Origin of the sequence: Pandoraea thiooxydans (assembly GCF_001931675.1) — a bacterium.
In the GTDB taxonomy this organism is placed as follows: domain Bacteria; phylum Pseudomonadota; class Gammaproteobacteria; order Burkholderiales; family Burkholderiaceae; genus Pandoraea; species Pandoraea thiooxydans.
The window spans coordinates 2,429,300-2,451,423 of record NZ_CP014839.1 but is presented as its reverse complement, the minus strand read 5'-3'; the positions used below and the strand labels follow the sequence as shown (position 1 = coordinate 2,451,423).

Here is a 22,124-nt window from a genome sequence, read left to right as displayed (position 1 = left end):
CCATCCCTTTGTAAAAATCCTTTCGAGTCAGGAGACGCAATGATCGACGCTTTCATTTGTGATGCCATTCGGACCCCTATCGGCCGTTACGGCGGCAGCCTGTCTTCGGTGCGCGCCGACGACCTGGGCGCGGTGCCCCTCAAGGCTTTGATGGAGCGTCACCCGGGGCTCGACTGGAGCGCGATCGACGATGTGATTTACGGCTGCGCCAACCAGGCCGGGGAAGATAACCGTAATGTTGCGCGCATGTCTGCGCTACTGGCCGGCTTGCCCGAGAGTGTGCCGGGCGCCACCATCAACCGGCTGTGCGGCTCGGGCATGGATGCGCTGGGCGTCGCCGCGCGGGCGATCAAATCCGGCGAGGCGGGGCTGATGCTCGCCGGCGGCGTCGAGAGCATGAGCCGGGCGCCTTTCGTGCTGGGCAAGTCGGCCACGCCGTTTGCCCGTCAGGCGGAAATTTTCGATACCACCATTGGCTGGCGTTTCGTCAATCCGCGGATGAAGGCGCAGTATGGGGTGGACTCGATGCCCGAGACCGCCGAGAACGTGGCCACCGAATTCAATATCAGCCGTGCCGATCAGGACCTGTTCGCGCTGCGCAGCCAGGAAAAGGCTGCCAAGGCGCAGGCCAACGGCGTGCTGGACGAGGAAATCACGCCGGTGAGCATTGCCCAGAAAAAGGGCGAGCCGCTGCTGGTCTCGCGCGACGAGCACCCGCGCGCGACCACTCTCGAGGCGCTGGCCAAGCTGCGCGGCGTGGTCTCGCCCGCCGGCACGGTGACCGCCGGCAACGCCTCGGGCGTGAACGACGGTGCCGCAGCGCTGCTGCTGGCCAACGAGGCCACCGCCGCGCGCCTGGGCCTGAGCCCGAAGGCGCGCGTGCTGGGCGTGGCCACCGCCGGCGTGGCGCCGCGCATCATGGGCATGGGCCCGGCCCCCGCGTCGCAAAAGCTGCTGCAGCGGCTGGGGCTGAGCCTCGAGCAGATCGATGTGATCGAATTGAATGAGGCGTTTGCGGCCCAGGGACTGGCGGTGCTGCGCGCGCTCGGGCTGCCCGACGACGACCCTCGCGTGAACCCGAACGGTGGGGCGATCGCGCTGGGCCACCCGCTGGGCATGAGCGGCGCGCGGCTGGTGACCACCGCTCTGTACCAATTGCACCGCACCGGCGGCCGCCTGGCGCTGTGCACGATGTGCATCGGTGTGGGGCAGGGCATTGCGATGGTGATCGAACGCGTTTGAGTTGCACGACCCGCCGCGCGATGAGCGCGGCGGCTCTCTCTTCGTGAGGCGGATGACGGCATGATTTCCAAGATAGTTGAAGACCTCGCCGAGGCGCTGGCGGGGGTGCACGATGGCGCGACGGTCATGATCGGCGGCTTCGGCACGGCCGGGCAACCGGTCGAGCTGATCGACGCGCTGCTGGCGCAAGGCGCCAGGGATCTCACCATCGTCAATAACAACGCCGGCAACGGTACCACCGGGTTGGCCGCGCTGCTGCAGGCGCGCCGCGTGCGCAAGATTATTTGCTCGTTTCCTCGCCAGACCGATTCGCAAGTGTTCGACGCGCTGTTCCGCGCCGGCGACATCGAGCTGGAGCTGGTGCCGCAAGGCAATTTGGCCGAGCGCATTCGTGCGGCCGGCGCCGGCATCGGCGCCTTCTTCACGCCGACCGGTTTTGGCACCGAGCTGGCCGAAGGCAAGGAAACCCGTCATATCGACGGACGCGATTACATACTGGAGTATCCGATCCACGCCGATTTCGCGCTGATCAAAGCCGAGCGCGCCGACCGCTGGGGCAACCTGGTGTATCGCAAGACCGCGCGCAACTTCGGTCCGATCATGGCCACCGCCGCCAGGACCACCATCGCGTCGGTGCGCGAGGTGGTCGCGCTGGGCGAGCTCGATCCGGAGGCGATCGTCACGCCGGGCATTTTCGTGCAGCGCGTGGTGCGGGTCGCTGCCCCCGTCGCGCTGGCGGCCTAGCATCGGCCAGACCGAACAAGGAATTCCGATGAACAAGCTCAGTCGTGATCAGATTGCCGCCCGTGTCGCCCAGGACATTCCGGAGGGGGCTTACGTCAATCTCGGTATCGGTTTGCCGACACTGGTGGCAAACCATTTGCCCAAAGACCGCGAAATCCTGTTGCACAGCGAGAACGGCGTGCTCGGCATGGGGCCGGCGCCCGCCCCGGGCGAGGAGGATGGCGATCTCATCAATGCCGGCAAGCAGCCGGTGACGCTGCTGCCGGGCGGCGCCTATTTCCACCACGCCGATTCGTTTGCGATGATGCGCGGCGGGCACCTCGATATCTGTGTGTTGGGCGCGTTCCAGGTGTCGCGTCGCGGCGACCTGGCCAATTGGCACACCGGGGCGCCGGACGCGATTCCGGCGGTGGGCGGGGCGATGGATCTGGCCATCGGCGCCAAGCACGTCTTCGTGATGATGGATCTGTTGACCAGGGAGGGTCGCAGCAAGCTGGTCGAACAGTGTACCTATCCGCTGACCGGCATTGGCTGCGTCTCGCGCGTGTACACCGATCTGGCGGTATTCGATCTGAAACCCGACGGGGTGCACGTGATCGACAATTTCAGCGGCCTTGCCGCGGCCGAACTGGAGGCGCGGGTCGGCTTGCCGCTGCGGTTTGGCTGACGGCGCCCGGCACCCTGCGCGCCGAGGGCGCCGGTGGTAAAATCGCGACCTTCAGCCGGGAGGCGGGGCTTGCGCCGGCGCAGCCGCCGCACGGCCGGTGAGCAAAACGAGGCACGCATTGAAATACCCGGGTCGCAGAATTTCCGTGGCGCCGATGATGGACTGGACTGACCGTCATTGCCGCTACTTCCATCGCCTGTTGTCGCAGCACACCTGGTTGTACACCGAAATGGTGACGACCGGCGCGCTGCTGCACGGCGATGTGCCGCGCCACCTGGATTTCGACGCCGCCGAGCATCCGGTCGCCCTGCAGCTGGGCGGCAGCGAGCCGGCCGATCTTGCGCAGGCCGCGCGGCTCGGTGCCCAGTGGGGCTATGACGAGATCAACCTGAATTGCGGCTGTCCGTCCGAGCGGGTGCAGCGCGGCGCGTTCGGCGCCTGCCTGATGGCCGAGCCGGCGCTGGTGGCCGATTGCGTCAAAGCCATGCGCGATGCGGTAAGCGTGCCGGTGACGGTCAAGCATCGTATCGGCATCGATAGCGTCGAGGCCTACGATTTCGTGCGCGATTTTGTCGGGCAGGTGGCCGAGGCGGGCTGCGAAACGTTTATCGTGCATGCGCGCAATGCGATCCTCAAGGGGTTGAGCCCGAAGGAAAATCGCGAAATCCCGCCGCTCAAATATGATTACGTATATCGCCTGAAGCGGGATTTTCCTGATCTGGAAATCATCATCAACGGCGGCATCGACACGCTCGATGCGGCTGCCGTGCATCTCGAGCACGTCGACGGCGTGATGATCGGGCGCGAGGCTTATCATCAGCCCTATCTGCTGGCCGGCGTCGATACGCGCTTCTATGGCGCGACCGCCCCGGTCGTCAGCCGCGAGGCGGTGGAAGCGGGGCTGATCGAATATGCGGCGCGGCAGGTGGCGCGGGGTACCTATCTGGGTGCCATTACACGCCATGCGCTGGGGCTGTATCGCGGCGTGTCCGGCGCCCGCGGCTGGCGCCGCACGCTGTCCGAATCCAAGCGCCTGGCCAGCGACGGCGTGCACGCATTCGCACATGCACGCACGTTCCTGCAGGCCGCCGAGGCCTGAGTACGACCATTGCCAACAATTGTGATCCCGGCACGTTGATAGGGCTTGGCAAAACGGCGGAGACCTTTGTATAATCTCACCTCTTGACGGCAGGGGCTCCCTTGCCAAGGTCAACGGTGGCCGTAGCTCAGTTGGTAGAGTCCCGGATTGTGATTCCGGTTGTCGTGGGTTCGAATCCCATCGGTCACCCCACTGTTTTCCTGGCCTGCCTGGCCAAAATTCCATTTTCGAAAAATTCGACGCCTGACCGGCTGACTTAAGGCCGCTTCGCCTGCGCGCGCTGGCTTCAAGCCGTGATGTATGACCCGTTAGCGCCGGCGTCCGGCGCGAGCATGGTGAGCACGATGCGTCGGATGCGCGTCGAGCAGGTTGCGGGTGACGCCATTGGTCCAACCGAATCCGTCCTGCAGCGGGTATTCGCCGCCGCTGCCGCCGGCTTCGGCGTGCCCGGCGCTGCGTAGCGCGTACTTCTCCACCAGTTTGCTCTCGCGTTCGTAGAGCCGGCTGACGGTTTCCAGCCAGCGGTGCGCGATGTCCTCGCTGAGCGTTCGCAGACCATAGCGGCGCAACCCGGCGATGGCAATCCATTGCAGCGGCGCCCAGCCATTGGCGCGGTCCCATTGCTGGTTGCTGGGCTGCTCGGTGGTCATCAGACCACCCGGCACCAAAAGGCGCGACGCGATCGTGTGACGCACGCGCTGCGCCTGCTCCTGACTGGCCATGCCCACGTAAAGCGGGGTAGCGGTTGCCGCCGAGAGCTCGCGCCGCTGGTGCTCGAGTTGCCAGTCGTAATCGACATAGGCGCCGTCGGCCTCGGACCATAGATACCGGTTGGCCGCCGCGCGCCGGGCATTGGCGTGCGCGTGGAAGGCGGCGGCGCCCGCGCTGTCGCCGCTGGCCTGGCTCAGGCGCTCGATCTGGCGCTCGAGTTTGTAGAGGAAGCTGTTGAGATCGATCGGCAGAATCGCGGTGGTGCGAATGGTCGACAGGTCGTTTGGATCGCTCAGCCAACGCGAGCTGAAGTCCCAACCCGACGCGGCGCCCGCGCGCAGGTCGCGGTAGACCTCGCCGGGTGGACGGCGCGAGCGGGCGGCGGTGTCGACATCCTCCCGGTAGCCTTCCTCGCGCGGCGTATCGCGCTCGTCCCAGTAGCGGTTGAGCATGGCGCCGTCGGGCAGGCACACGAGGTGACGGCAGGCCTGCCCGGGTTTGAGCGCTTCGGCGCCTGCCATCCAGAATGCATGCTCGCGCTTGAGTTGAGGCAGGTAATGCACCGCGCGTCGCACGCCGTGGGTCTCGAACAGTTCGACCATCAGCGCGAATACCGGCGGCTGCGAGCGGCTCAGATAGTAGCTGCGATTGCCGTTGGGAATGTGTCCGTAGGTATCGATCAGGAACGCGAAGTTGTCGGCCATGGTGCGCAGCAAATGCGGCCGGCCGCTCTGCGCCAAACCCTGCATCGTGAAGTATGAATCCCAGTAATACATTTCACTGAAGCGGCCGCCCGGCACCACGTAGTCGAACGGCAACGGCAGCAGCGAACTGCGCGCCGGATGGGTCTTGGGATGTCGCGTGAGCACGTTCCACAGGCCATCGATATGCGCGCGTAGCGACTGATCGGGATTGGAATCGTAGTGATTATCGGGAATGGGTTCGTGCTGAAAGTGCGCGTGAACGAATTGCGCCAGATCGAAACCCGGTTCGTGGCACAGTTCCCGGTAGCGGCGCAGGATGTCGGCCGGGTCGCGGCGCGGCACGGTATCGACGAAGGTCTTGCTATCGTCGAATATGCGCGCGCTTTGCACGGCGCGAAACAACTCCTGGTAGCGGTCCGCCGGGCTCAGCACGTCGGCAGCCGCCACGTGTTCGACGCCGGCTGCCTGCCCGCCGCGCGCCAATACTTGATCGCTGGTTTGCGTCATGATCATTGCTCGCTGTAGTTCCACAGCAGGCCGCCGTCGACATAGACGGTGGTGCCGGTGACATAGCTGGCTTCGTCCGAGGCGAGAAACAGCACCGCGTTGGCGACGTCCTCGACCTTGCCGAGCCGCTTGAGCGGAATGTTGGCCAGCAGCGCGCTGAGTTCGGCCGGATCGTGCAGCAGCTTGTTGTTGATGGCCGTGCCCACGGCGCCCGGCGCGACGTTGTTGACCGTGATGCCCAGCGGCGCGAGTTCGATCGCCAGATTGCGCACCATCATTTTCATGCCGCCCTTGCTCGCGCAATAGCTGGTGAAGTGCGGAAACGGCAGTTCTTCGTGAACCGAGCTGATATTGACGATACGCCCGCCGCGGTGGCTGTCGCGCAAGTGACGCACGACCGCTTGGGTCATGAAGAAGGCTCCCTTGAGATTGACGTCGAGCACCAGGTCGTAATCCGCTTCGCTGACCTCGAGAAACGGCGCATTGCGCTCGACCCCGGCATTGTTGACCAACACGTCGATGCGGCCCAGTTTGGCCACGGCAGCATCGACCACGCCGCGCGCGTCATGCACGCTGCCGACGTTGCCGGCGATGACGCAGCCATCGCTGCCGGCGGCGCGTACCTGGGCCAGGGTTTGTTCGGCCGCATCGGCATCCTGACGATCCTCGACGACGATTTTTGCACCTTCCTGGGCGAGCCGTACCGCAATGGCGCGTCCGATGCCCTGGGCGCTGCCGGTGACGAGAGCTACTGTGTCGTTCATGCGCATGCCAATCTCCTTGTGACAGAGTGGTTGCAGAAGAGGCCGTCGCGCTGGGCGCGAGGCATTGCCGTGTCGGCAAACGGGAGCGAAAACAGGTCGATACGCCAGCCCGGGCAGTGATTCACTCATTGCCGCGAGCGTCGATCAGAAGAGGTATTCAACGGTACGAAGGATGAAGCCTGGCAGGCTTCGCGCTCCCGAGCGCGGCATCGATGCTGTCTGGATCGATGCGCCGGGTGACACGGTCATACGCTTTTTAGTATACGTCGAGTGGGCGAGTTTGTCAGATGGGGTCCCGACCTGCCCGCTCGAGACCGGGATCGCGGCGCTATCTGCACTGCTCTTGCGGCCTTGCATTCCCGGCGCCGACGGCGCATTGTGAGCATCGGGCGGCGCATTTGCGACTGCCGCTCGGCCAGGTGGCGCAGGAGGTGCGAATCATGGAATTGACGATGGTTGCAATCGACAAGCCCGAGACGATCAACTTCATTCTCGGCCAGACGCATTTCATCAAGTCGGTGGAAGATATTCACGAGACGCTGGTTGCCGCGGTGCCCGGCATCAAGTTCGGGCTCGCGTTCTGCGAGGCTTCGGGGAAATGTCTGGTCAGATGGTCGGGCACCGACACCGACATGCTCGAACTGGCGCGGCGCAATGCGGTTGCACTTGGCGCGGGCCATAGTTTCTTTGTTTTTCTGGCGCAGGGGTTTTATCCGCTCAATGTGCTCAACGCGCTGAAAATGGTGCCCGAAGTCTGCCGGATCTTTTGCGCCACCGCCAATCCGACCCAGGTGATCGTGGCGCAGACCGAGCAGGGCCGCGCCGTGCTGGGCGTGGTCGACGGCCAATCGCCCAAAGGCGTCGAGGACGACGCGGAGATCGAGTGGCGCAAGAATCTGCTGCGCCAGATCGGCTATAAGCTCTGAGTGCGGCAGGCGTCTACGCGATTCCATCGAGGATGCGCTGGCGAATCGCGGCAGTGATCGCGTGCCGATCGTGCTCGCGCCGCTCGAGCATGCCGACCACGCGACGCGGGGTCGACGGCGGCAATGGCAGCACTCGCAGCGTGGGGTCGCCCCGCCAGGAGTTGTTTCGCAACAGGGGTACGACGGCCACGCCGACGTTCTGCCGGGCCAGCTCGACGATCGCCTCGAGGGCGCTGAGCTCGAGGAAATCGTTGACCGCCCAGCGGTGTTTGCGCAGGGTGCGCTCGATTAACGCGCCGGTGCGTTGCGAGCGGTCGAAGCGCAGGAACGGCTGGGTGCGCAGCAATTGGGCGGCCGGCGCGCGGCCGGTTTTCTTGCTGGCCACCAGCACCAGGGGCTCCGAGTAGAGCGGTGTCCAGGCCAGGCCGGCGGGCAGCTTGCCCGATCCCTCCACTACCAGCGCGGCGTCGATTTCCCCGGCCTCGAGCTGAGCCGCCAGATCGAGCGAGCGCGCGGTGATCAGCCGCACTTCCAGGCGCGGATGCGTGACCTTGAGCTGCGCCACCATCGAGGCCAGCGCTCCCATGACCGAGACCACCGCGCCGATGGCGACCGACCCGATCACATCGTTGGCGTCCGCGCCGATGGCGCGCATGTCGTCGTACAGCGCGACCAACTGCTCGGCGCGCGGCAGGATCGCGCGGCCGGTGCTGTTCAGGCTGGCCATGCGCCCGCTGCGATCGAATAAAGGATGCTTGAGCTCGGCCTCCAGCGCCTGCATTTGCATGCTCACAGCAGCTTGCGTGAGCGCCACGCGCTCGGCCGCCGCGGCAAACGAGCCATAGCGCGCGACGGCGATGAAGGTGCGCAAAAAGCGAATGCTGCTCATGGTAGGCCTGAACGGATCTAATCCAAGATTTTCTTATATAAGAAGCAAGAAATTTTAGCTTTATTTGTGAATGGCGGGTGCAGATAATAGGAATCACCCTGGGTCCGGGGCTTCGCCGGCGCGCTCGACTGGTGCGCACTGGCGGGGCGCCGCGGATTTTTCACCGGTTTCGTCTGCCGAGCTCACATCATGTCATTCAATTGGAATAACCCTTACCCGACGGTCCGCATCCCTCTGTTCGCCCGCAATGCGGTCTCGACTTCCCAGCCGCTGGCCTCGCAGGCCGGCGTGCGCATGCTGCTGCGCGGGGGCAACGCGGTCGACGCGGCGATTGCCGCAGCCGCCGCGCTGACGGTGGTCGAGCCGGTATCGTGCGGATTGGGCAGCGACGCGTTCGCGATTCTGTGGGACGGAGGCGAGCTGCACGGCCTTAACGCATCGGGCGTGGCGCCGGCGGCATGGAGTCCCGATTACTATCGCCGCAAGTACGGCGAAGAGGGTAACGGCCAGGCCAAGCGGCCGGTGCGCGGCTGGGACGCAGTGACCGTGCCTGGTGCAGTTTCCGCCTGGGCGGCGCTGCACGAGCGGTTCGGCAAGCTGCCATTTGCCGAGGTGCTGGAGCCCGCTGCCGAAATCGCCGAACGCGGCTACGCGGTCTCGCCGATCGTCGCGCACAAATGGGCGGCGGCGATCCCGGATCTGCGCGACCAGCCGGGCTTCGCGCAGGCATTCATGCCGCACGGACGTGCGCCGGAGATAGGCGAGAAATTCGTGCTGGCCGATGCCGCGCGCTCGCTGCGGCAAATCGGCGCGACTGGCGGGCGGGCCTTCTACGAGGGCGAGCTGGCCGAGCGGATTGCCGCCTACAGCGCCGCGACGGGCGGCGCGATGACGCTGGCCGATTTGCGCGACTATCGGCCGGAGTGGGTCAAGCCGATCGCCAAGCGCTATCGCGGTTATGACGTCCACGAAATTCCACCCAACGGACAGGGCATTGCCGCGCTGATTGCGCTGGGCATTCTCGATCGCTTCGATCTGGCGGGCTTGCCGGTCGATTCGGTCGATTCGCAGCATTTGCAGATCGAGGCGATGAAACTGGCCTTTGCCGACATCTATCGCTACGTTTCCGATCCGCGTTCGATGGAGGTCACGCCGCAGGAGATGCTGAGCGACGCCTATCTGGCCGAACGCGCCAAGCTCATCGACATGGGGCGCGCGAAACATTTCGATTTCGGCATGCCGCGCGCGGGCGGCACGGTTTATCTGAGCGCGGCCGACGAGAGCGGCATGATGATTTCGTTCATTCAGTCGAACTACATGGGGTTCGGCTCGGGCGTGGTGGTGCCGGGCACCGGCATCAGCCTGCAGAACCGCGGTTACGGCTTTTCGATGGACCCGGCCTCGCCCAACGTGGTGGCGCCCGGCAAGCGGCCGTTCCATACCATCATCCCGGCCTTCCTCACGCGCGACGGCGCGCCGGTGATGAGCTTCGGCGTGATGGGCGGCGACATGCAGCCGCAGGGGCATCTGCAAACGCTGGTGCGCATGCTCGATTATCAGCAGCAGCCGCAGGCTGCGTGCGACGCGCCGCGCTGGAAGGTCAACCGCGATTTCACGCTCGATGTCGAAGCCACGCTCGACGCCGGCACGGCCGCCGCGCTGCAGGCGCGCGGGCACCAGATCAAATCGATCGACGACCCGTATATGGATTTCGGCTCCGGCCAGTTCATCTGGCGTTTGTCGGATGACCCGGACCAGGGTTACGTGGCCGCCAGCGACAGCCGGCGCGACGGGCACGCGGCGGGTTTCTAGGCCGGCTTGCATGGCCACGCTGAACGGCAAGAAACCGATAAATCAATAACGGAGGAGACTTCAATATGAGCAGTGGTATCACGGGGCCGGGATTCGCGCCGCCGAGCAAATCGGCGGTGCGTCGCATTGTTTTCTCCTCGTCGATCGGCAATGCGCTCGAGTGGTATGACTTTCTGGTCTACGGCTTTTTCGCGCCGGTGATTGCCAAGCTATTCTTCCCCGTGCACGATCAATGGATTTCGCTGCTGCTGGCTGTCGGCTCGTTCGGCGTGTCGTTTCTGACCCGTCCGTTCGGCGCCATCGTGCTGGGCTTGTACGCCGATCGCCGGGGGCGCAGGGCCTCACTGACGGTATCGATTCTTTTGATGGTGCTGGCAACGCTCATGATCGCGGTGATGCCCACCTACAGCAGCATCGGTCTGGCGGCACCGATTCTGGTGCTGCTCGCACGTCTCGTGCAGGGCTTCGCGGTTGGCGGCGAATTCGGCAGCGCGACCGCTTTCATGGTCGAGCATAGTCCGAATAGACGCGGCTATTTCGCCAGTTGGCAATTTGCCAGCCAGGGTCTGGCGGCGATCAGTGCCTCGGCCATTGGTGCGCTGCTCAACGCATGGCTGAGCCACGATCAGATCGCCGCGTGGGGATGGCGCTTGCCGTTCGCACTGGGATTGCTGGTGGGGCCGGTTGGTTACTACATTCGCCGTCACCTTGATGAAACACCGGAGTTCCTGCTGCAAAAGAAGCAGTTGGCGCCTGCTCGCGCGCCGGTATTCGACAGCCAGTTGGCGAATTTGCTGGTGGCGGTGGGCATCGTCGCTCAATCGACCGTGATGGTCTACGTGCTGCAGCTCTATATGCCTACCTACGCCGTCAAGGAACTGGGGCTGTCGACTGCCAAGTCGTTCGGCGTGGTGGTGCTCAATGGCGGGCTGCAATTCCTGCTCTCGCCGCTGATGGGAGCGCTATCCGATCGCATCGGCCGGATTCGCATCATGCTCACCACGTCGATTTTGATGGCGGTGACCATTTATCCGATGTTCCACTGGCTGCGCGATCATCCAACCATTGGCTGGCTGATGGCGCTGATGGCGTTGTCGGGAATTTTCAAAGCCAGTTATTCGGGGCCGATGCCCGCGCTGATGTCGGAGATTTTCCCTACGCGTGCCCGTTCGACTGGACTATCGCTGGCCTACAGCCTGGGCGTGACGGTGTTCGGCGGTTTTGCGCCGTTCATCGTCACGTGGTTCATCGGCGTGACCGGCGACAAGCTCGCTCCCAGCTATTACGTGCTGGCCGCAGCCGTGATCAGCAGCATCTCACTGGCGGTTGTCGGGCTGGCCATGCGCCGGCGCGCGCCGGCCAGCGCGTTAGCGGTATAGGGGCGCGCGCGGCGGGCCTGCTGGCTGAACCGGATCCATTTCACTTGCCGAGTACGCCGATCCGGTATTTGGCCAGCAACTGGTCGGCGTAGGGCGAGTGGGGGCGGCCCCGGGTCTTGGTGTCGTAGGCGTGCGTGGCATCCTTGCCGCACCACGACGCGATCACAGTTGGATCGGCCGGGTGCTGCGGCAAATACGCGCTGAGGTCATAAACCTGCCCGCGGATCGCCATCCAACAATCTTCGCGCGTCGCGTGGGCGGCGACCTGAGCCAGTGTGTAGACATGCGACTGCGGGCCTTGCGGTTGCGCGTCCAGGGCTTCGGGCAGCCACGTGGCGGCGGCCCAGAAGGCGCCGATGGCAAGCCAGAAGAGCGTCGTGGAAACAATGAATAGTCTGCGCATCATCGGAAGTCGAAACTCTCATAATGAATCGAACGCTCGAGAACGCCGAGTTCGCGCAAGCCGCTCCTGAGCGCCTTCACCAAGCCGGCGGGGCCGCAGATTTGCACCTGCCGTTGCCGCAAGCGGGTGACCCGGGAAAGTAATCGGGGCACATCGGGAAGCCGCTTGCCGACGGCCTCGGCGATCAGTTCGAAATTGGCGTCGACGCCAGCTCGGGCCTTCAACTCGTCCAGAAATGCCGCGTCGCGCTCTTCCCGGTACAGGTAGATCAGGGTCGTCTGTTGCGATATGCCGCCGGCCCGGATCGCCGCGATGAATGGGGTAATGCCGATGCCTCCGGCGATCCACAACTGGGGCGCGTTTGGGGCGCTCGCCAGAAAATGCCCAAACGGACCTTGCACGCGTACCAGCACACCGGGGCGCAGGGACTGAATCCGGCGGGTGCACGGACCCATTGCCTTGATGGCTACCGAGAGGTCCCCTTGCGCGCCAATCGCGCTAACCGTGAAAGGGTGAAACTCCTCGCAGCCGCGATAGCCGGGGCCATCGCCAAAGGCCACCAGCAGGAACTGTCCAGGGGACGCCGGGACGGCGCCGGCGCATGGCGCCAGCGAGGCCTCGATCATGTTGGCGGCCTTCCGTGCGACCTGAGTGACCCGGAACGGATGAGCGGTGAGGCCGCGGTCCACTGCCAGCAGGCGCCAGGCGAGGGCGACGGCGGCAACGGCGATGAAGCCGAGAAAGTTTCTAGCGTCGCCGAGCAATACGAAGACATGCGCCAGTCCGCTCGCCACACCCAGCGCGGTGAGATAGTGAAATGCTTGCCAGCGCCGGTAGCTGGTGCGTTGGCTGAAAGTGCTCGTCAGGCCGGCCATGAGGCAAAGGACGCCAAGCCAGCCGAGCCACTCGGGCCAGCTCAGGTGCCACGGCGAGATGGCCAGCCAAGCCGTGCGAGGAGACTCCCGCACTCCCGCCATGCCCAAGGCCAGGGGATGGCACAGCAGCAGCACGTACCCGATGACGCCGCCGCGGTGATGCCAGCGGTACATGGCATCCAAGCCGCCCATCAGGGCAGCCCAGTGCGGTTCTCGTACCATCAGGGTAAGGCTGCCCACTAGTGCGCCGGTGCCGGCCCAGGCGAGGACGATCGCCGAGGCGCGCCAGAACCGCAAGCCGCCGGGAAAGTTCAGCCACACTGCGCCCAGACTCAGCGCGAGCAACAATGCCGGGGCCGCCAAGCCGCTGGTTCCGAGGTAGCGGCGCCCGGCGTTCATCGCAGGCTCCCCCGGGCTCGCAGGCGATCGCAGACCGATACCGCCTTGGGTGTGAGCACCACGCCTGCCTGGCGCGCGCGTTCGGCAATCAGCGCGTGATGTGCCCGCTGGTAGGCCTTGCATTCGTCATAGGTGCGAAGGCCGCGCAGGTGGCGTTGATGTTCGATACGCTCATCCGGCGTCATCAGTTGCCAGCCGTAGCTGTTGCGCGATGTCGCCCGCCATGGGCCGGCGACGCCGGGGGCGCATTCGGCCAGCAGAGCGAAGCACAGCAAAAGCGCCGCGAATCTCGGCATCAAGGTATTCATGAGCATGCAGCGGAGGCGACCGGATTTTCTCAAAGCCAGTCTACTTGTGCGCTGCGCCAGCCGGGCTGATGCAGATCAAGGCTGCGTTGACGTGGTGCAATCGAGCGTTGCCTGCGGCGATGAGCGACGTGGTTGTCCGGCACGTCGGCGGTGCTGCCAATGGCTCGGGTCAAGCCGGCAACTCGGTGCCACTTATGACTTGACAACCCCCGGGGGCCAGGTTCACGCTAGCGCAGTCAAACCGGGCCGTATGGCGCAAAAGAAAAATCGATAGCAGTCACAAAGGAGACATTCCATTTGGCGGGTGGGTACTGCGCTGGCCGGGGCCTTGCTCCGGTCCGGTGGCTTCCGTTTTTTCGCAAAGCGAAGAATGGGGGATGCCGCGAGAAGGTGGCGGCCCGTTGAGTCACATTGGGGCGTGTTTGTCGCAATAGCCATAACTTCGCGATGCGTAAAATCAGTCCAAAGCGCGATATTTCGCTCAGGTGGCCCGTGCTGCCGGCATGCGCGCGACATTCCCGATCCTCCATGCGACCCAAGCGGAATCGGCGACTGCGGTCGCCGGCCGATTCCTGTCCGGCGCTCACGCAGTAGCCCTAAGCACAGCGCGCCTGCCTGGCGGCTTGACGGAAGACAGTATTGGCAGGAAGGAAATTAGGGGCAACACGGGTATGCAATGACGCACGGGCATGGCAAAGTTTTGTAATAACCTCAAAAGGGTAATAAGGAGAGACACAATGCTGACTAAAATGGTTACGGGTTTTGTCGCAGCAGCAGTCCTAACGGTCAGTGCGCATGCCGCGCCGGCTGCACCGTCTGAAATAAAAATCGGGACGCTCTATGCTTCGTCGGGGGCTTTTGCGGCGATCTCGATGCCGGTTTACTCCGGTCTCAAATTCTGGGTCGAACAAAAGAACGCCGAGGGCGGCGTGTTCGTCAAGCCCTACAACAAAAAGATTCCCATCAAGCTGGTCGCGTATGACGATCAGAGCAACACGGCCACTGCCGCCACGCTCTACAATCAGCTGATCACGCAGGACAAGGTCGACCTGCTGGTGGCCGATTCCGGCTCGGTGTTGACTTCCGTGGCGGTGCCGATCGCACGCGAACACAAGATGCTGCTGATCGACCAGACCGGCACCGGCGCCTCGTTTTTCACCAAGGACAATCCCTACATCGTGCTGACGGCCGATCCGGTGTCGAGCATCTGGCCGAAGTATGTCGCCGACTTCCTGACCAAGGATGGCGCGAAGATGGGCGTCAAGCGCGTGGCGCTGCTGTATGCGACCAACGATTTCACCGGCACCCAGGCGACCGCCGTGCGCAATTTCATCAAGGCGGCCGGCTCCCAGGTCAAGATCGTCTATGACCAGGGCGTGCCGACCAGTACCACCAATTACACGGTGCTGATCAACAATATCAAGGCGACCAATCCGGACGCCGTGGTCGAGTTGGGCTATCCGAACAACGACATCGCCTTCCTGCGCAATCTGCAGGATTCAGGGGTGAAGTTCAACTTCGTCTTCAATATCTACTCCGGCCTGGAAACGTCGCACCTGCTCGAGACGGCTGGCGCCAAGGCGATGCAGTACACCTATACCTACGTGACGTCGTCGGTACTGCACTACAAGCCGGAATTCGGCATGGGGCTGGACGACTACCGTGCCGCGTGGGAAAAGAAGAACGCCGGCGGCAAGATCACCTTCGGCTTTAACGCGGTGGCCGGCTATACCACCGGCCTGGTGCTCGAGAACGCCTTGGCGAAAACGCCTAGCATGGACCAGCTGGCGCTGCGCAAGACCATTGGCGATTTCTCCGGCAAGCTCAAGACGCTGGACGGTACCTTCCAGATCGATGAGGCCGGCGCGCAGATCGGTGAAATCACGCCGCTGGGCCAGGTCATTCCCGACGGCAAGGGCGGTGTGAAATTCACGGTGGTGTATCCGCCTGAAGTGGCCACCGGCAAACCGATCTACCCGGCACCGCAGCAATAAACTGGAGCAGTACCCTTGATGACCGTGCCGCGAATGTCTTTCACGGGTAGGCCGGAGGTAGCCGGATGCTGACTTATTCGATTACCGCCGGCCTGGTTTTTGGCCTGTATTTCTGTCTGGTGGGGCTGGGGCTGAACCTCGTTTTCGGGGTGATGCGCATCGTCAACCTGGCCCACGGCGACTTCCTGATGCTGGGGGCATTCTCCGCGTTCTGGCTGTACAGCCTGCTTCACATTCATCCGATTGCGACGGTGCTGATCGTGACGGTTGGCTTCATCGCGCTGGGCATCCCGCTGTATTACCTGCTGGTGCCGCGGCTGCTCAAGGCCAAGGATCCGGAGATGCTGTCGATCATCCTGTTCTTTGGCTTCAGCCAGGTCATCGAGGCGATCACCACGATCAGTTTCGGGCCGAGCGATCGCTCGATCCCCGGACGGGTGCTGGGCACCGCACCGATGCATGTGCTCGGCCAGAGCCTGCCGTCGGCGTGGATCGTCAGCGGCGCGGTCAGCGCGGTGGCGGTGGGGTGCCTGTATCTGTATCTCTATCGCACGCGTCTGGGACGTTTGACGCGCGCGGTGATGGTGCATCGCGACGAAGCGCTGGCCACCGGTATCGACGTGAACCGCGTTTCGGCCATTGCGTTCGGCGTGGGGCTGGCCCTGGCGGCCGTCGGCGGGGTGTTCGCACCGTTCATGCTGGGCAGCTTCGGCCCGGCCATGGGCGTCGACATCAATATCCAGTCGTTCGCGGTGATCGTGATCGGCTCGCTGGGCAGCCCGATGGGTACGGTGCTGGGCGGCCTGATTTATGGCGTCTCCGAGATGCTGATGCAGACCTACTTCAGCTCATGGGCCGGCCTGCTGCCTTATGTGCTGCTGATCCTGATCCTGCTGATCCGGCCCAGCGGTCTGTTGGGCAAAAAGGTGCGCAGTGCCTAGCGCTCATTTCCTTCTTATCGACGGTCACACTCATGAGTGCTAAGTTCCTGCGCCATATCATGCTGGTGCTGGTGCCCGTAGTGGGCGCCGCACTGGTGCTGCCGCACGTTTATTCCAATCAGTTGCTGCTGTTCAACTTTCTGGTCTACCTGGTGTTGGCGCAAGGCGTCAACGTGATTTACGGGTTCACCGGATACCTGCCGTTCGGCTTCGTCGGGTTTTTCGGCGCGGGCGCGTATGGTTTTGCGCTGGCGGTCATGCACCTGCACGCACCGCCGCTGGTGGGCATGCTGTTCGGCGCGGCGGCCGCGGTGCTGCTGGGAGTGGTGCTCACGCCGCTGCTGCGGCTGTCCGGCGCTTATTTCGCGATTGCCAATCTGGCCGCGGCGCTGGCCGCCTATCAGGTGATTTCCAATCCGAGCCTGGAGTCGCTGACCAAGGGGCCTTACGGCGTGAGCCTGTCCGGTGTATTCGATCCGCAATTGAGCTATCACGTTGGTGTGCTGATCCTGGCCGCGACCCTGCTGCTGGTGATTTATTTGCGCAACTCGCGCTTCGGCCTGTCGTTGCAGGCGATCAAGGATGATCCGATCAGCGCATCGATGGCCGGCGTGGCGGTGGTGCGCGGACGCACTGTCGCGTGGCTGCTCTCGGCGTTGATCGCCGGGCTGATCGGCAGCGATTTTGCCTGGTTTGTGTCGGTGTTTTATCCGGAGACGGTGTTCAGCGCCGAGTTCAGTGTGTTCGCGCTGGTGTTCGCCCTGTTCGGCGGCGTCGCGACGGTGACCGGCCCGGTGCTTGGCGTGTTGCTGCTCTATGGGCTGTACAACGCAATCGGCATTTCCACTCCTCAATATTTTCAATTGATCTACGGGGCGCTGATCATGCTGTTGGTGCTGTTCCTGCCCAACGGTCTGACATCCCTTTTACAGCGGCGAGGTGTCGATGTCCCCTGAAGTACTCGACAGGCCGGCCTCGGCCGGCTCGGCCAAGGGCGCGCCGCTTTTGGCGGTCAAGCAACTGGTCAAGCGCTTCGGCGGATTCGTCGCGCTCGATCAGGTGAGTTTGAACGTGCATGCGGGCGAAGTGGTTGGACTGGTCGGCCCGAACGGCTCGGGCAAGACCACCTGCATCAATGTGATTACCGGTATCTACGCCCCGAGCGGCGGCGCCATCGAGTTCGAAGGGCGTGAGATCGGCGGCTTGCCGTCGCACAAGCTGGTGCATGCGGGCATCAATCGAACCTTCCAGATTCCCAAGCCGTTCCTGAGCCTGACGGTGGCGCAGAACGTCGAGATCGCCGCGACCTATGGCGCGCGCGGCGCCAGCGATGCCGATGTGGCGGGCATTCTCGAGATGCTCGATCTGACGGATCAGGCCAGGCGCCGTGCCGACGAACTCAACAGCATTCAGCAGAAGATGCTCGATCTGGCGCGCGCGCTGGCGACCAAACCCAAGCTGCTGTGCGTCGATGAACTGGCCGCCGGGTTGAACCCGGGCGAGATGGGGCACGTGGCAGAGCATTTGCGCACGATCGCCCGTTCCGGCGTGGCGGTGGTGGTGGTCGAGCACTTGATGGGGTTTCTCGAAGCGGTTACCGACCGCGTGATCGTGCTCAATGCAGGCAAGGAGATCTTCGAGGGCAAGCTGGCCGCTGCAGTGCAGGATCCTCAGGTAGTCGAAGTATTTCTGGGTACCTCTCATGGCGAGTGAAATTTTCAGTGCGAAGAACCTGCAGACCGGCTACGGCCGCGTGCAGGTGCTGTGGGGCGCGGACCTGCAGGTCCAGCGAGCCCAGACAGTGGTGCTGTTGGGCGCCAACGGTGCGGGCAAGACTACCCTGATCAAGACCATCATGGGCCTGATCAAGCCGTGGCAGGGAGAGATCGTTTTCGAGGGAGCCGACCTCACGCATGCGCGCACCGACAAGCGGGTGCGTGCCGGCATTTCCTATATGTCGGAGATCGGCTGCTTTCCGGGACTTTCGATCGACGAAAACATTCGCATCGGCGGGCAGTTCACGCCGGCCGAGCGGCTGCGCGAACGCATGGACGAGCTGTATGAGGTTTTTCCTGCCATCGCCACGCGCCGCAAGGCGCTGGCCAGCAGTCTGTCGGGCGGGCAGCGCAAGATGGTCGGCATCGCCAAGGCGCTTGCCGGGGACCCCAAGCTGCTGGTGATGGATGAGCCGTCGGCCGGACTCTCGCCGTTGTTCGTGCAGGAGGTGATTCAGGTGCTCGGCCGATTCCGCAATACCGGCCTGTCATTGCTGATCGCCGAACAGAACATCAAGTTTCTCGAGCTGGCCGATCACGTCGTGACGCTCTCCGGCGGGCGGGTCGGTTTCAGCGGTACGGTCGAGGCGCTGCACGCCGATGACGCGCTGCGGCGCGCCTACTTCGGCGTCACCGGGTAAGCCGCCGGGGCTTACCCGAACCAGGCCAGCGGTGCTTCGTCCATCAGCGCGATCTGCTCGCGCAGCTCCAGAATGCGATCCTGCCAATAGCGTTGCGTATTGAACCACGGGAAGGCCGCGGGAAACGCGGGGTCGTCCCAGCGGCGCGCGATCCACGCGCTGTAGTGGATCAGGCGCAGCGTACGCAGGGCTTCGATCAGGTGCAGCTCACGCGCATCGAACTCGGCGAAGTCCTGGTAGCCGTCGAGCACGTCGGCCAATTGGCGCGTCATGTCGGCGCGCTCGCCCGAGAGCAGCATCCATAGATCCTGTATCGCCGGGCCCATCCGGCTATCGTCGAAATCCACGAAATGCGGGCCGGCGTCGGTCCATAGCACGTTGCCCGCGTGGCAGTCGCCGTGCAGGCGCAGCGTCGATACGCTGCCGGCGCGCGCGAAGCAGTGCTCGACGCGCTCCAGGGCCAGGTCGACCACACTGCGCCAGGCTTCGCGCAGATCTGCCGGAATGAAATCGTGTTGCCACAGGTAGTCGCGCGGCTCGCTGCCAAAGCTGCGTTGATCGAGCGCGCCGCGGTGGACATACGCCGCAGTGCGGCCGACCGCGTGAATGCGCCCGATGAAGCGGCCTAGCCAGGCCAGCGTGTCGGCATCCTGCAGTTCCGGGGCTCGCCCGCCGCGGCGGGGAAAGACCGCAAACTCGAAGGCACCGTGGCGGTGCAGCGTGCGGCCGTCGAGCACGAGCGGCGCGACGACCGGAATTTCGCGCTCGGCCAGTTCCTGCGTGAACGCATGCTCTTCGAGGATCGCCTCGGTACTCCAGCGGTGCGGCCGGTAGAACTTGACGACCAATGGCGCCGCGTCTTCGATGCCGGCCTGATAGACGCGATTTTCATAGCTGTTCAACGCCAGCAGGCGGCCGTCGCTGCGCAGCCCGAGGCTGTCGAGTGCGTCGAGCACGAGCTCGGGCATCAAGGTGGAGAAGGGGTGTGGGGTGGAGTCCATGTGCATGCCGCTATTGTGCCCTGCACATGGACGGATTGCTTGACTTACTGCAGTCGCGGACGGGTGCGGCTTTATTTTTTCAGCAGGACGGCCCAGTCGTGGAGCGAGACAAGCAGCTGTCGCACGAAGTCGCGGGTAGGTTCGTGGGTAAGCTTGCCGGCTTCGTCGAAGCGATCCTTGGCGCCCCCGATCATGACTTCCGGCTTGTTGACCAATTTCAGGTCGAGGAATACGGCCACCTGCCGCAAATGGTATTGCGCCCGGGCGGTGCCGATCGCGCCGGGGCTCACGCCCATGATGGCCGCGGGCTTGCCGGCAAACGGCTGCGCCGGCGGGCGCGAGGCCCAGTCGATCGCGTTCTTCAACACGCCGGGTATCGAATAGTTGTATTCGGGCGTCACGAACAGCAGCGCATCGGCCGCGTGGATCTGTTGGCGAAAGCGCTCGACCACGTCCGGAAAGACGTCGGTGTGCAGGTCCTGGTTGTAGAGCGGCAGATCGGAGATATCGGCCTTGACCAGTGTCATGCCGGGCGGAGCGAGTTCCATGGCGGCTTCGAGTGCCGCAGTGTTGTATGACTGCTTGCGCAGGCTGCCGGAAATGCCCAGCACGGTGATGGGTTGGTTGCTCATGGGGGACCTCATGTCGACGGGGAAAGCCATGTGCGATAACGCATATCGCGAGTCGCTCGACTCTACCATAGGCCAATGTCAACAGCACATGATGCGCGCGTGATATGCGCACGCTCGGTCATGCGGCGGCACGAATGAGCGGCGGGCGCAGCCCGATTTTTCAGCACACCCGATTCCGGCCATATGGAAAAAGGTGATCAGCAAGTTATCAACAAAGTTGTTCAGTGTTTTTGTGGATAAGTGACGGTTTGATCGAGTTATACCCATGCCGGACAAGCATCAATTTTGTGCGTGCGCAGCACACGCGGTGCGATGCAGGTGCAAAAACGGCGCAGGAATTGCGCCGTCGAAGAGATGCGTGAAGCGCAACGGTTATTTGGGGATAACCCGTAGCTGCTTGACATCCAGCTCTGCTTTGCCGAGTAATTCCTTGTCGAGTTTGCCGGTGATCTCGACCGTTGTCTTGTCGTCGATCGGCTGGTGCAGCGGAAAATGTTTGGGGTCGATTTCCACCCGCATTTGGCCGCTCTGGTCCGCGAACAGGTAGTGCTTGTCACCCAGGTAGCGCACGATGCGTCCGCGCAGCGTGGCGTACTGATCGTCCTTGCCATGTTCGAGCAGTTGCTTGACGGGGGCGGCGGGCATGCCGGATGGCCCGGTATAGCCGGGCTTCGGCCCGGGGCCCGTATATTGCGCGATGGCGGCGGCGCTGAGCAGCGCCAATGAAACTGCCGTGATGATTTTTTTCATATGACTCCCAAATATTGCAAGTTCGACACACGGTCGCGGCGGCGGCTGCCGGGCGCGACCGCGAGCATTCTGGCATAGGCGATGCCTCGATTTATGCAGCGCGGTCGGTGTCTGGGCCGTGTGACGCGAGGAAACAGGCGATTCGGGATGCGACGATCGCAGGGGAAGCCGCATGGGGCGGCGCTGTGCGGCGAGTGATTAGATGGTTCTGAAACGCAATTAGGAATGCGCTTATTGTGGTGTGCGACGTCGATGTCCGCCGGCGTGAGCGGGGTCCGGGCTTCAGTCGGGCGATGTCAGCCGTTCCGCACGCTTCGGGTGTTTGGGTGTTTGCAACAGCGCGTGGAGCATCGTGCGCGATCGCTTGAGTTGATTGGCCAGCGCCCATGCCTGTGCTTCGCTGGCAAACAGTCCCATCACCAGGCGCGCTTCGCCGGCAAAACCATCGGTGAACAGGCCGATGTTCTTGAGCAGCATCTCGCCGGTGCGCTCGACGCTGACTTCATAGTCACGCGGCGAGCGGTAATGATGAACCACCACGGCAAACGATTTGCTGAGCGCATCCGGCATGTCGGCTCCCTTGTGAGTCGTCGGGATTGAGATACAGTTTTCGATTGTAGGCGAAAAAATCGGCGGCGCGGCACACGCTTGCGAGGCGGCGTAAAAAAAGCCCGCGAGGGAGCCGGCGGGCCTGAGGAGAGGGACAGCCGCAATGCTGCATCTTCGCAGCATGCACGACAGAATTTAGGACGGAGCTATGACGTTGTCGTGACAAGCCTCAGATCAGCGTCGGCAAGGCCTCGACCACCAGCAGCGCGATCAGGGCGCCGGCAATGGCGCCGGCCGCCCTCAGACTGAAGCGGGTCAAACGCGTGGCGACCGGGATAGCGCCGATCAGAATCGCGCCGGCCATGGCCATAGGCAGAAACAGGGTAAGGTCGTACCAATTGAGATGGACCAT

At 63.7% G+C, this 22,124-nt stretch carries 23 protein-coding genes and 1 tRNA gene; 13 read left to right on the top strand and 11 right to left on the bottom strand.

Annotation, left to right across the window (positions count from 1 at the left end):
• The first annotated feature begins 39 nt into the window (after positions 1-39).
• The 5 genes from pcaF to PATSB16_RS11240 all read left to right on the top strand — a co-directional run bounded on the left by pcaF (position 40) and on the right by PATSB16_RS11240 (position 3,944).
• On the top strand, positions 40-1,242 hold the full coding sequence (gene pcaF / locus PATSB16_RS11260) for a 3-oxoadipyl-CoA thiolase (protein ID WP_047214217.1): 1,203 nt from the start codon (positions 40-42) through the stop codon (positions 1,240-1,242).
• A gap of 60 nt (positions 1,243-1,302) precedes the next feature.
• On the top strand, positions 1,303-1,986 hold the full coding sequence (locus PATSB16_RS11255; RefSeq protein WP_047214216.1) for a 3-oxoacid CoA-transferase subunit A: 684 nt from the start codon (positions 1,303-1,305) through the stop codon (positions 1,984-1,986).
• A 28-nt stretch (positions 1,987-2,014) separates the two neighbouring features.
• On the top strand, positions 2,015-2,653 hold the full coding sequence (locus tag PATSB16_RS11250) for a 3-oxoacid CoA-transferase subunit B (RefSeq protein WP_047214215.1): 639 nt from the start codon (positions 2,015-2,017) through the stop codon (positions 2,651-2,653).
• A gap of 118 nt (positions 2,654-2,771) precedes the next feature.
• A complete protein-coding gene (gene dusA / locus PATSB16_RS11245) occupies positions 2,772-3,752 on the top strand; it encodes a tRNA dihydrouridine(20/20a) synthase DusA (protein WP_156884717.1) in 981 nt (326 codons plus the stop codon).
• A gap of 116 nt (positions 3,753-3,868) precedes the next feature.
• Positions 3,869-3,944, top strand: a tRNA-His gene (locus PATSB16_RS11240).
• 116 nt (positions 3,945-4,060) lie between these two features.
• On the opposite strand, the gene treF is transcribed toward PATSB16_RS11240, so the two are convergent.
• Positions 4,061-5,674: an alpha,alpha-trehalase TreF gene (treF, locus tag PATSB16_RS11235; protein ID WP_047216489.1), complete on the bottom strand. Its 1,614-nt coding sequence runs from the start codon at positions 5,672-5,674 to the stop codon at positions 4,061-4,063.
• A gap of 2 nt (positions 5,675-5,676) precedes the next feature.
• Positions 5,677-6,438 carry an SDR family NAD(P)-dependent oxidoreductase gene (locus tag PATSB16_RS11230; protein ID WP_206093645.1) on the bottom strand — a complete coding sequence of 254 codons (762 nt, stop codon included), beginning with the start codon at positions 6,436-6,438 and terminating at the stop codon, positions 5,677-5,679.
• 440 nt (positions 6,439-6,878) lie between these two features.
• On the opposite strand from PATSB16_RS11230, the gene PATSB16_RS11220 reads away from it, so the two are divergent.
• Positions 6,879-7,364 carry an adenosine-specific kinase gene (locus PATSB16_RS11220; protein WP_047216488.1) on the top strand — a complete coding sequence of 162 codons (486 nt, stop codon included), beginning with the start codon at positions 6,879-6,881 and terminating at the stop codon, positions 7,362-7,364.
• 13 nt (positions 7,365-7,377) lie between these two features.
• On the opposite strand, the gene PATSB16_RS11215 is transcribed toward PATSB16_RS11220, so the two are convergent.
• Positions 7,378-8,253: a LysR family transcriptional regulator gene (locus tag PATSB16_RS11215; protein WP_047214212.1), complete on the bottom strand. Its 876-nt coding sequence runs from the start codon at positions 8,251-8,253 to the stop codon at positions 7,378-7,380.
• A gap of 189 nt (positions 8,254-8,442) precedes the next feature.
• Here PATSB16_RS11215 and PATSB16_RS11210 point away from each other — a divergent pair, with 189 nt between their 5' ends.
• A complete protein-coding gene (locus PATSB16_RS11210) occupies positions 8,443-10,065 on the top strand; it encodes a gamma-glutamyltransferase family protein (protein WP_156884715.1) in 1,623 nt (540 codons plus the stop codon).
• 65 nt (positions 10,066-10,130) lie between these two features.
• Complete coding sequence (locus PATSB16_RS11205) at positions 10,131-11,444, top strand: MFS transporter (protein WP_047214210.1); 1,314 nt, start codon at positions 10,131-10,133, stop codon at positions 11,442-11,444.
• 40 nt (positions 11,445-11,484) lie between these two features.
• On the opposite strand, the gene PATSB16_RS11200 is transcribed toward PATSB16_RS11205, so the two are convergent.
• The 3 genes from PATSB16_RS11200 to PATSB16_RS11190 are packed head-to-tail and all read right to left on the bottom strand — an operon-like array spanning position 11,485 to position 13,429.
• Complete coding sequence (locus PATSB16_RS11200; protein ID WP_047214209.1) at positions 11,485-11,850, bottom strand: cytochrome b5 domain-containing protein; 366 nt, start codon at positions 11,848-11,850, stop codon at positions 11,485-11,487.
• A complete protein-coding gene (locus tag PATSB16_RS11195) occupies positions 11,847-13,121 on the bottom strand; it encodes a ferredoxin reductase family protein (protein WP_047214208.1) in 1,275 nt (424 codons plus the stop codon). The genes PATSB16_RS11200 and PATSB16_RS11195 overlap by 4 nt, the downstream gene beginning before the upstream one ends.
• Complete coding sequence (locus tag PATSB16_RS11190) at positions 13,118-13,429, bottom strand: hypothetical protein (protein WP_052892658.1); 312 nt, start codon at positions 13,427-13,429, stop codon at positions 13,118-13,120. The genes PATSB16_RS11195 and PATSB16_RS11190 overlap by 4 nt, the downstream gene beginning before the upstream one ends.
• Before the next feature lie 689 nt (positions 13,430-14,118).
• Here PATSB16_RS11190 and PATSB16_RS11185 point away from each other — a divergent pair.
• The 5 genes from PATSB16_RS11185 (at position 14,119) to PATSB16_RS11165 (ending at position 18,780) form a co-directional block, all read left to right on the top strand.
• Entirely contained in the window at positions 14,119-15,423 is a 1,305-nt protein-coding gene (locus PATSB16_RS11185) for an amino acid ABC transporter substrate-binding protein (protein WP_083566760.1), read from the top strand.
• A gap of 65 nt (positions 15,424-15,488) precedes the next feature.
• Positions 15,489-16,364, top strand: a complete 876-nt coding sequence (locus PATSB16_RS11180) for a branched-chain amino acid ABC transporter permease (protein WP_047214206.1) — start codon at positions 15,489-15,491, stop codon at positions 16,362-16,364.
• 32 nt (positions 16,365-16,396) lie between these two features.
• Positions 16,397-17,320, top strand: a complete 924-nt coding sequence (locus tag PATSB16_RS11175) for a branched-chain amino acid ABC transporter permease (protein WP_047214205.1) — start codon at positions 16,397-16,399, stop codon at positions 17,318-17,320.
• The gene (locus PATSB16_RS11170; RefSeq protein WP_047214204.1) at positions 17,310-18,077 is read left to right on the top strand and encodes an ABC transporter ATP-binding protein; all 768 of its coding nucleotides are present in this window, start codon (positions 17,310-17,312) and stop codon (positions 18,075-18,077) included. The genes PATSB16_RS11175 and PATSB16_RS11170 overlap by 11 nt, the downstream gene beginning before the upstream one ends.
• Positions 18,067-18,780 carry an ABC transporter ATP-binding protein gene (locus tag PATSB16_RS11165; RefSeq protein WP_047214203.1) on the top strand — a complete coding sequence of 238 codons (714 nt, stop codon included), beginning with the start codon at positions 18,067-18,069 and terminating at the stop codon, positions 18,778-18,780. The genes PATSB16_RS11170 and PATSB16_RS11165 overlap by 11 nt, the downstream gene beginning before the upstream one ends.
• Before the next feature lie 11 nt (positions 18,781-18,791).
• Here PATSB16_RS11165 and PATSB16_RS11160 read toward each other — a convergent pair whose 3' ends face one another.
• From PATSB16_RS11160 to PATSB16_RS11140, 5 genes are all read right to left on the bottom strand, one after another.
• Positions 18,792-19,787, bottom strand: a complete 996-nt coding sequence (locus PATSB16_RS11160) for a serine/threonine protein kinase (protein WP_047214202.1) — start codon at positions 19,785-19,787, stop codon at positions 18,792-18,794.
• Between the two features lie 65 nt (positions 19,788-19,852).
• Complete coding sequence (locus PATSB16_RS11155; RefSeq protein WP_047214201.1) at positions 19,853-20,413, bottom strand: NADPH-dependent FMN reductase; 561 nt, start codon at positions 20,411-20,413, stop codon at positions 19,853-19,855.
• 372 nt (positions 20,414-20,785) lie between these two features.
• Positions 20,786-21,163, bottom strand: a complete 378-nt coding sequence (locus PATSB16_RS11150; RefSeq protein ID WP_047214199.1) for a YgiW/YdeI family stress tolerance OB fold protein — start codon at positions 21,161-21,163, stop codon at positions 20,786-20,788.
• 282 nt (positions 21,164-21,445) lie between these two features.
• Complete coding sequence (locus tag PATSB16_RS11145; protein WP_047214198.1) at positions 21,446-21,733, bottom strand: hypothetical protein; 288 nt, start codon at positions 21,731-21,733, stop codon at positions 21,446-21,448.
• A gap of 208 nt (positions 21,734-21,941) precedes the next feature.
• The gene (locus tag PATSB16_RS11140) at positions 21,942-22,124 is read right to left on the bottom strand and encodes a hypothetical protein (protein ID WP_047214197.1); all 183 of its coding nucleotides are present in this window, start codon (positions 22,122-22,124) and stop codon (positions 21,942-21,944) included.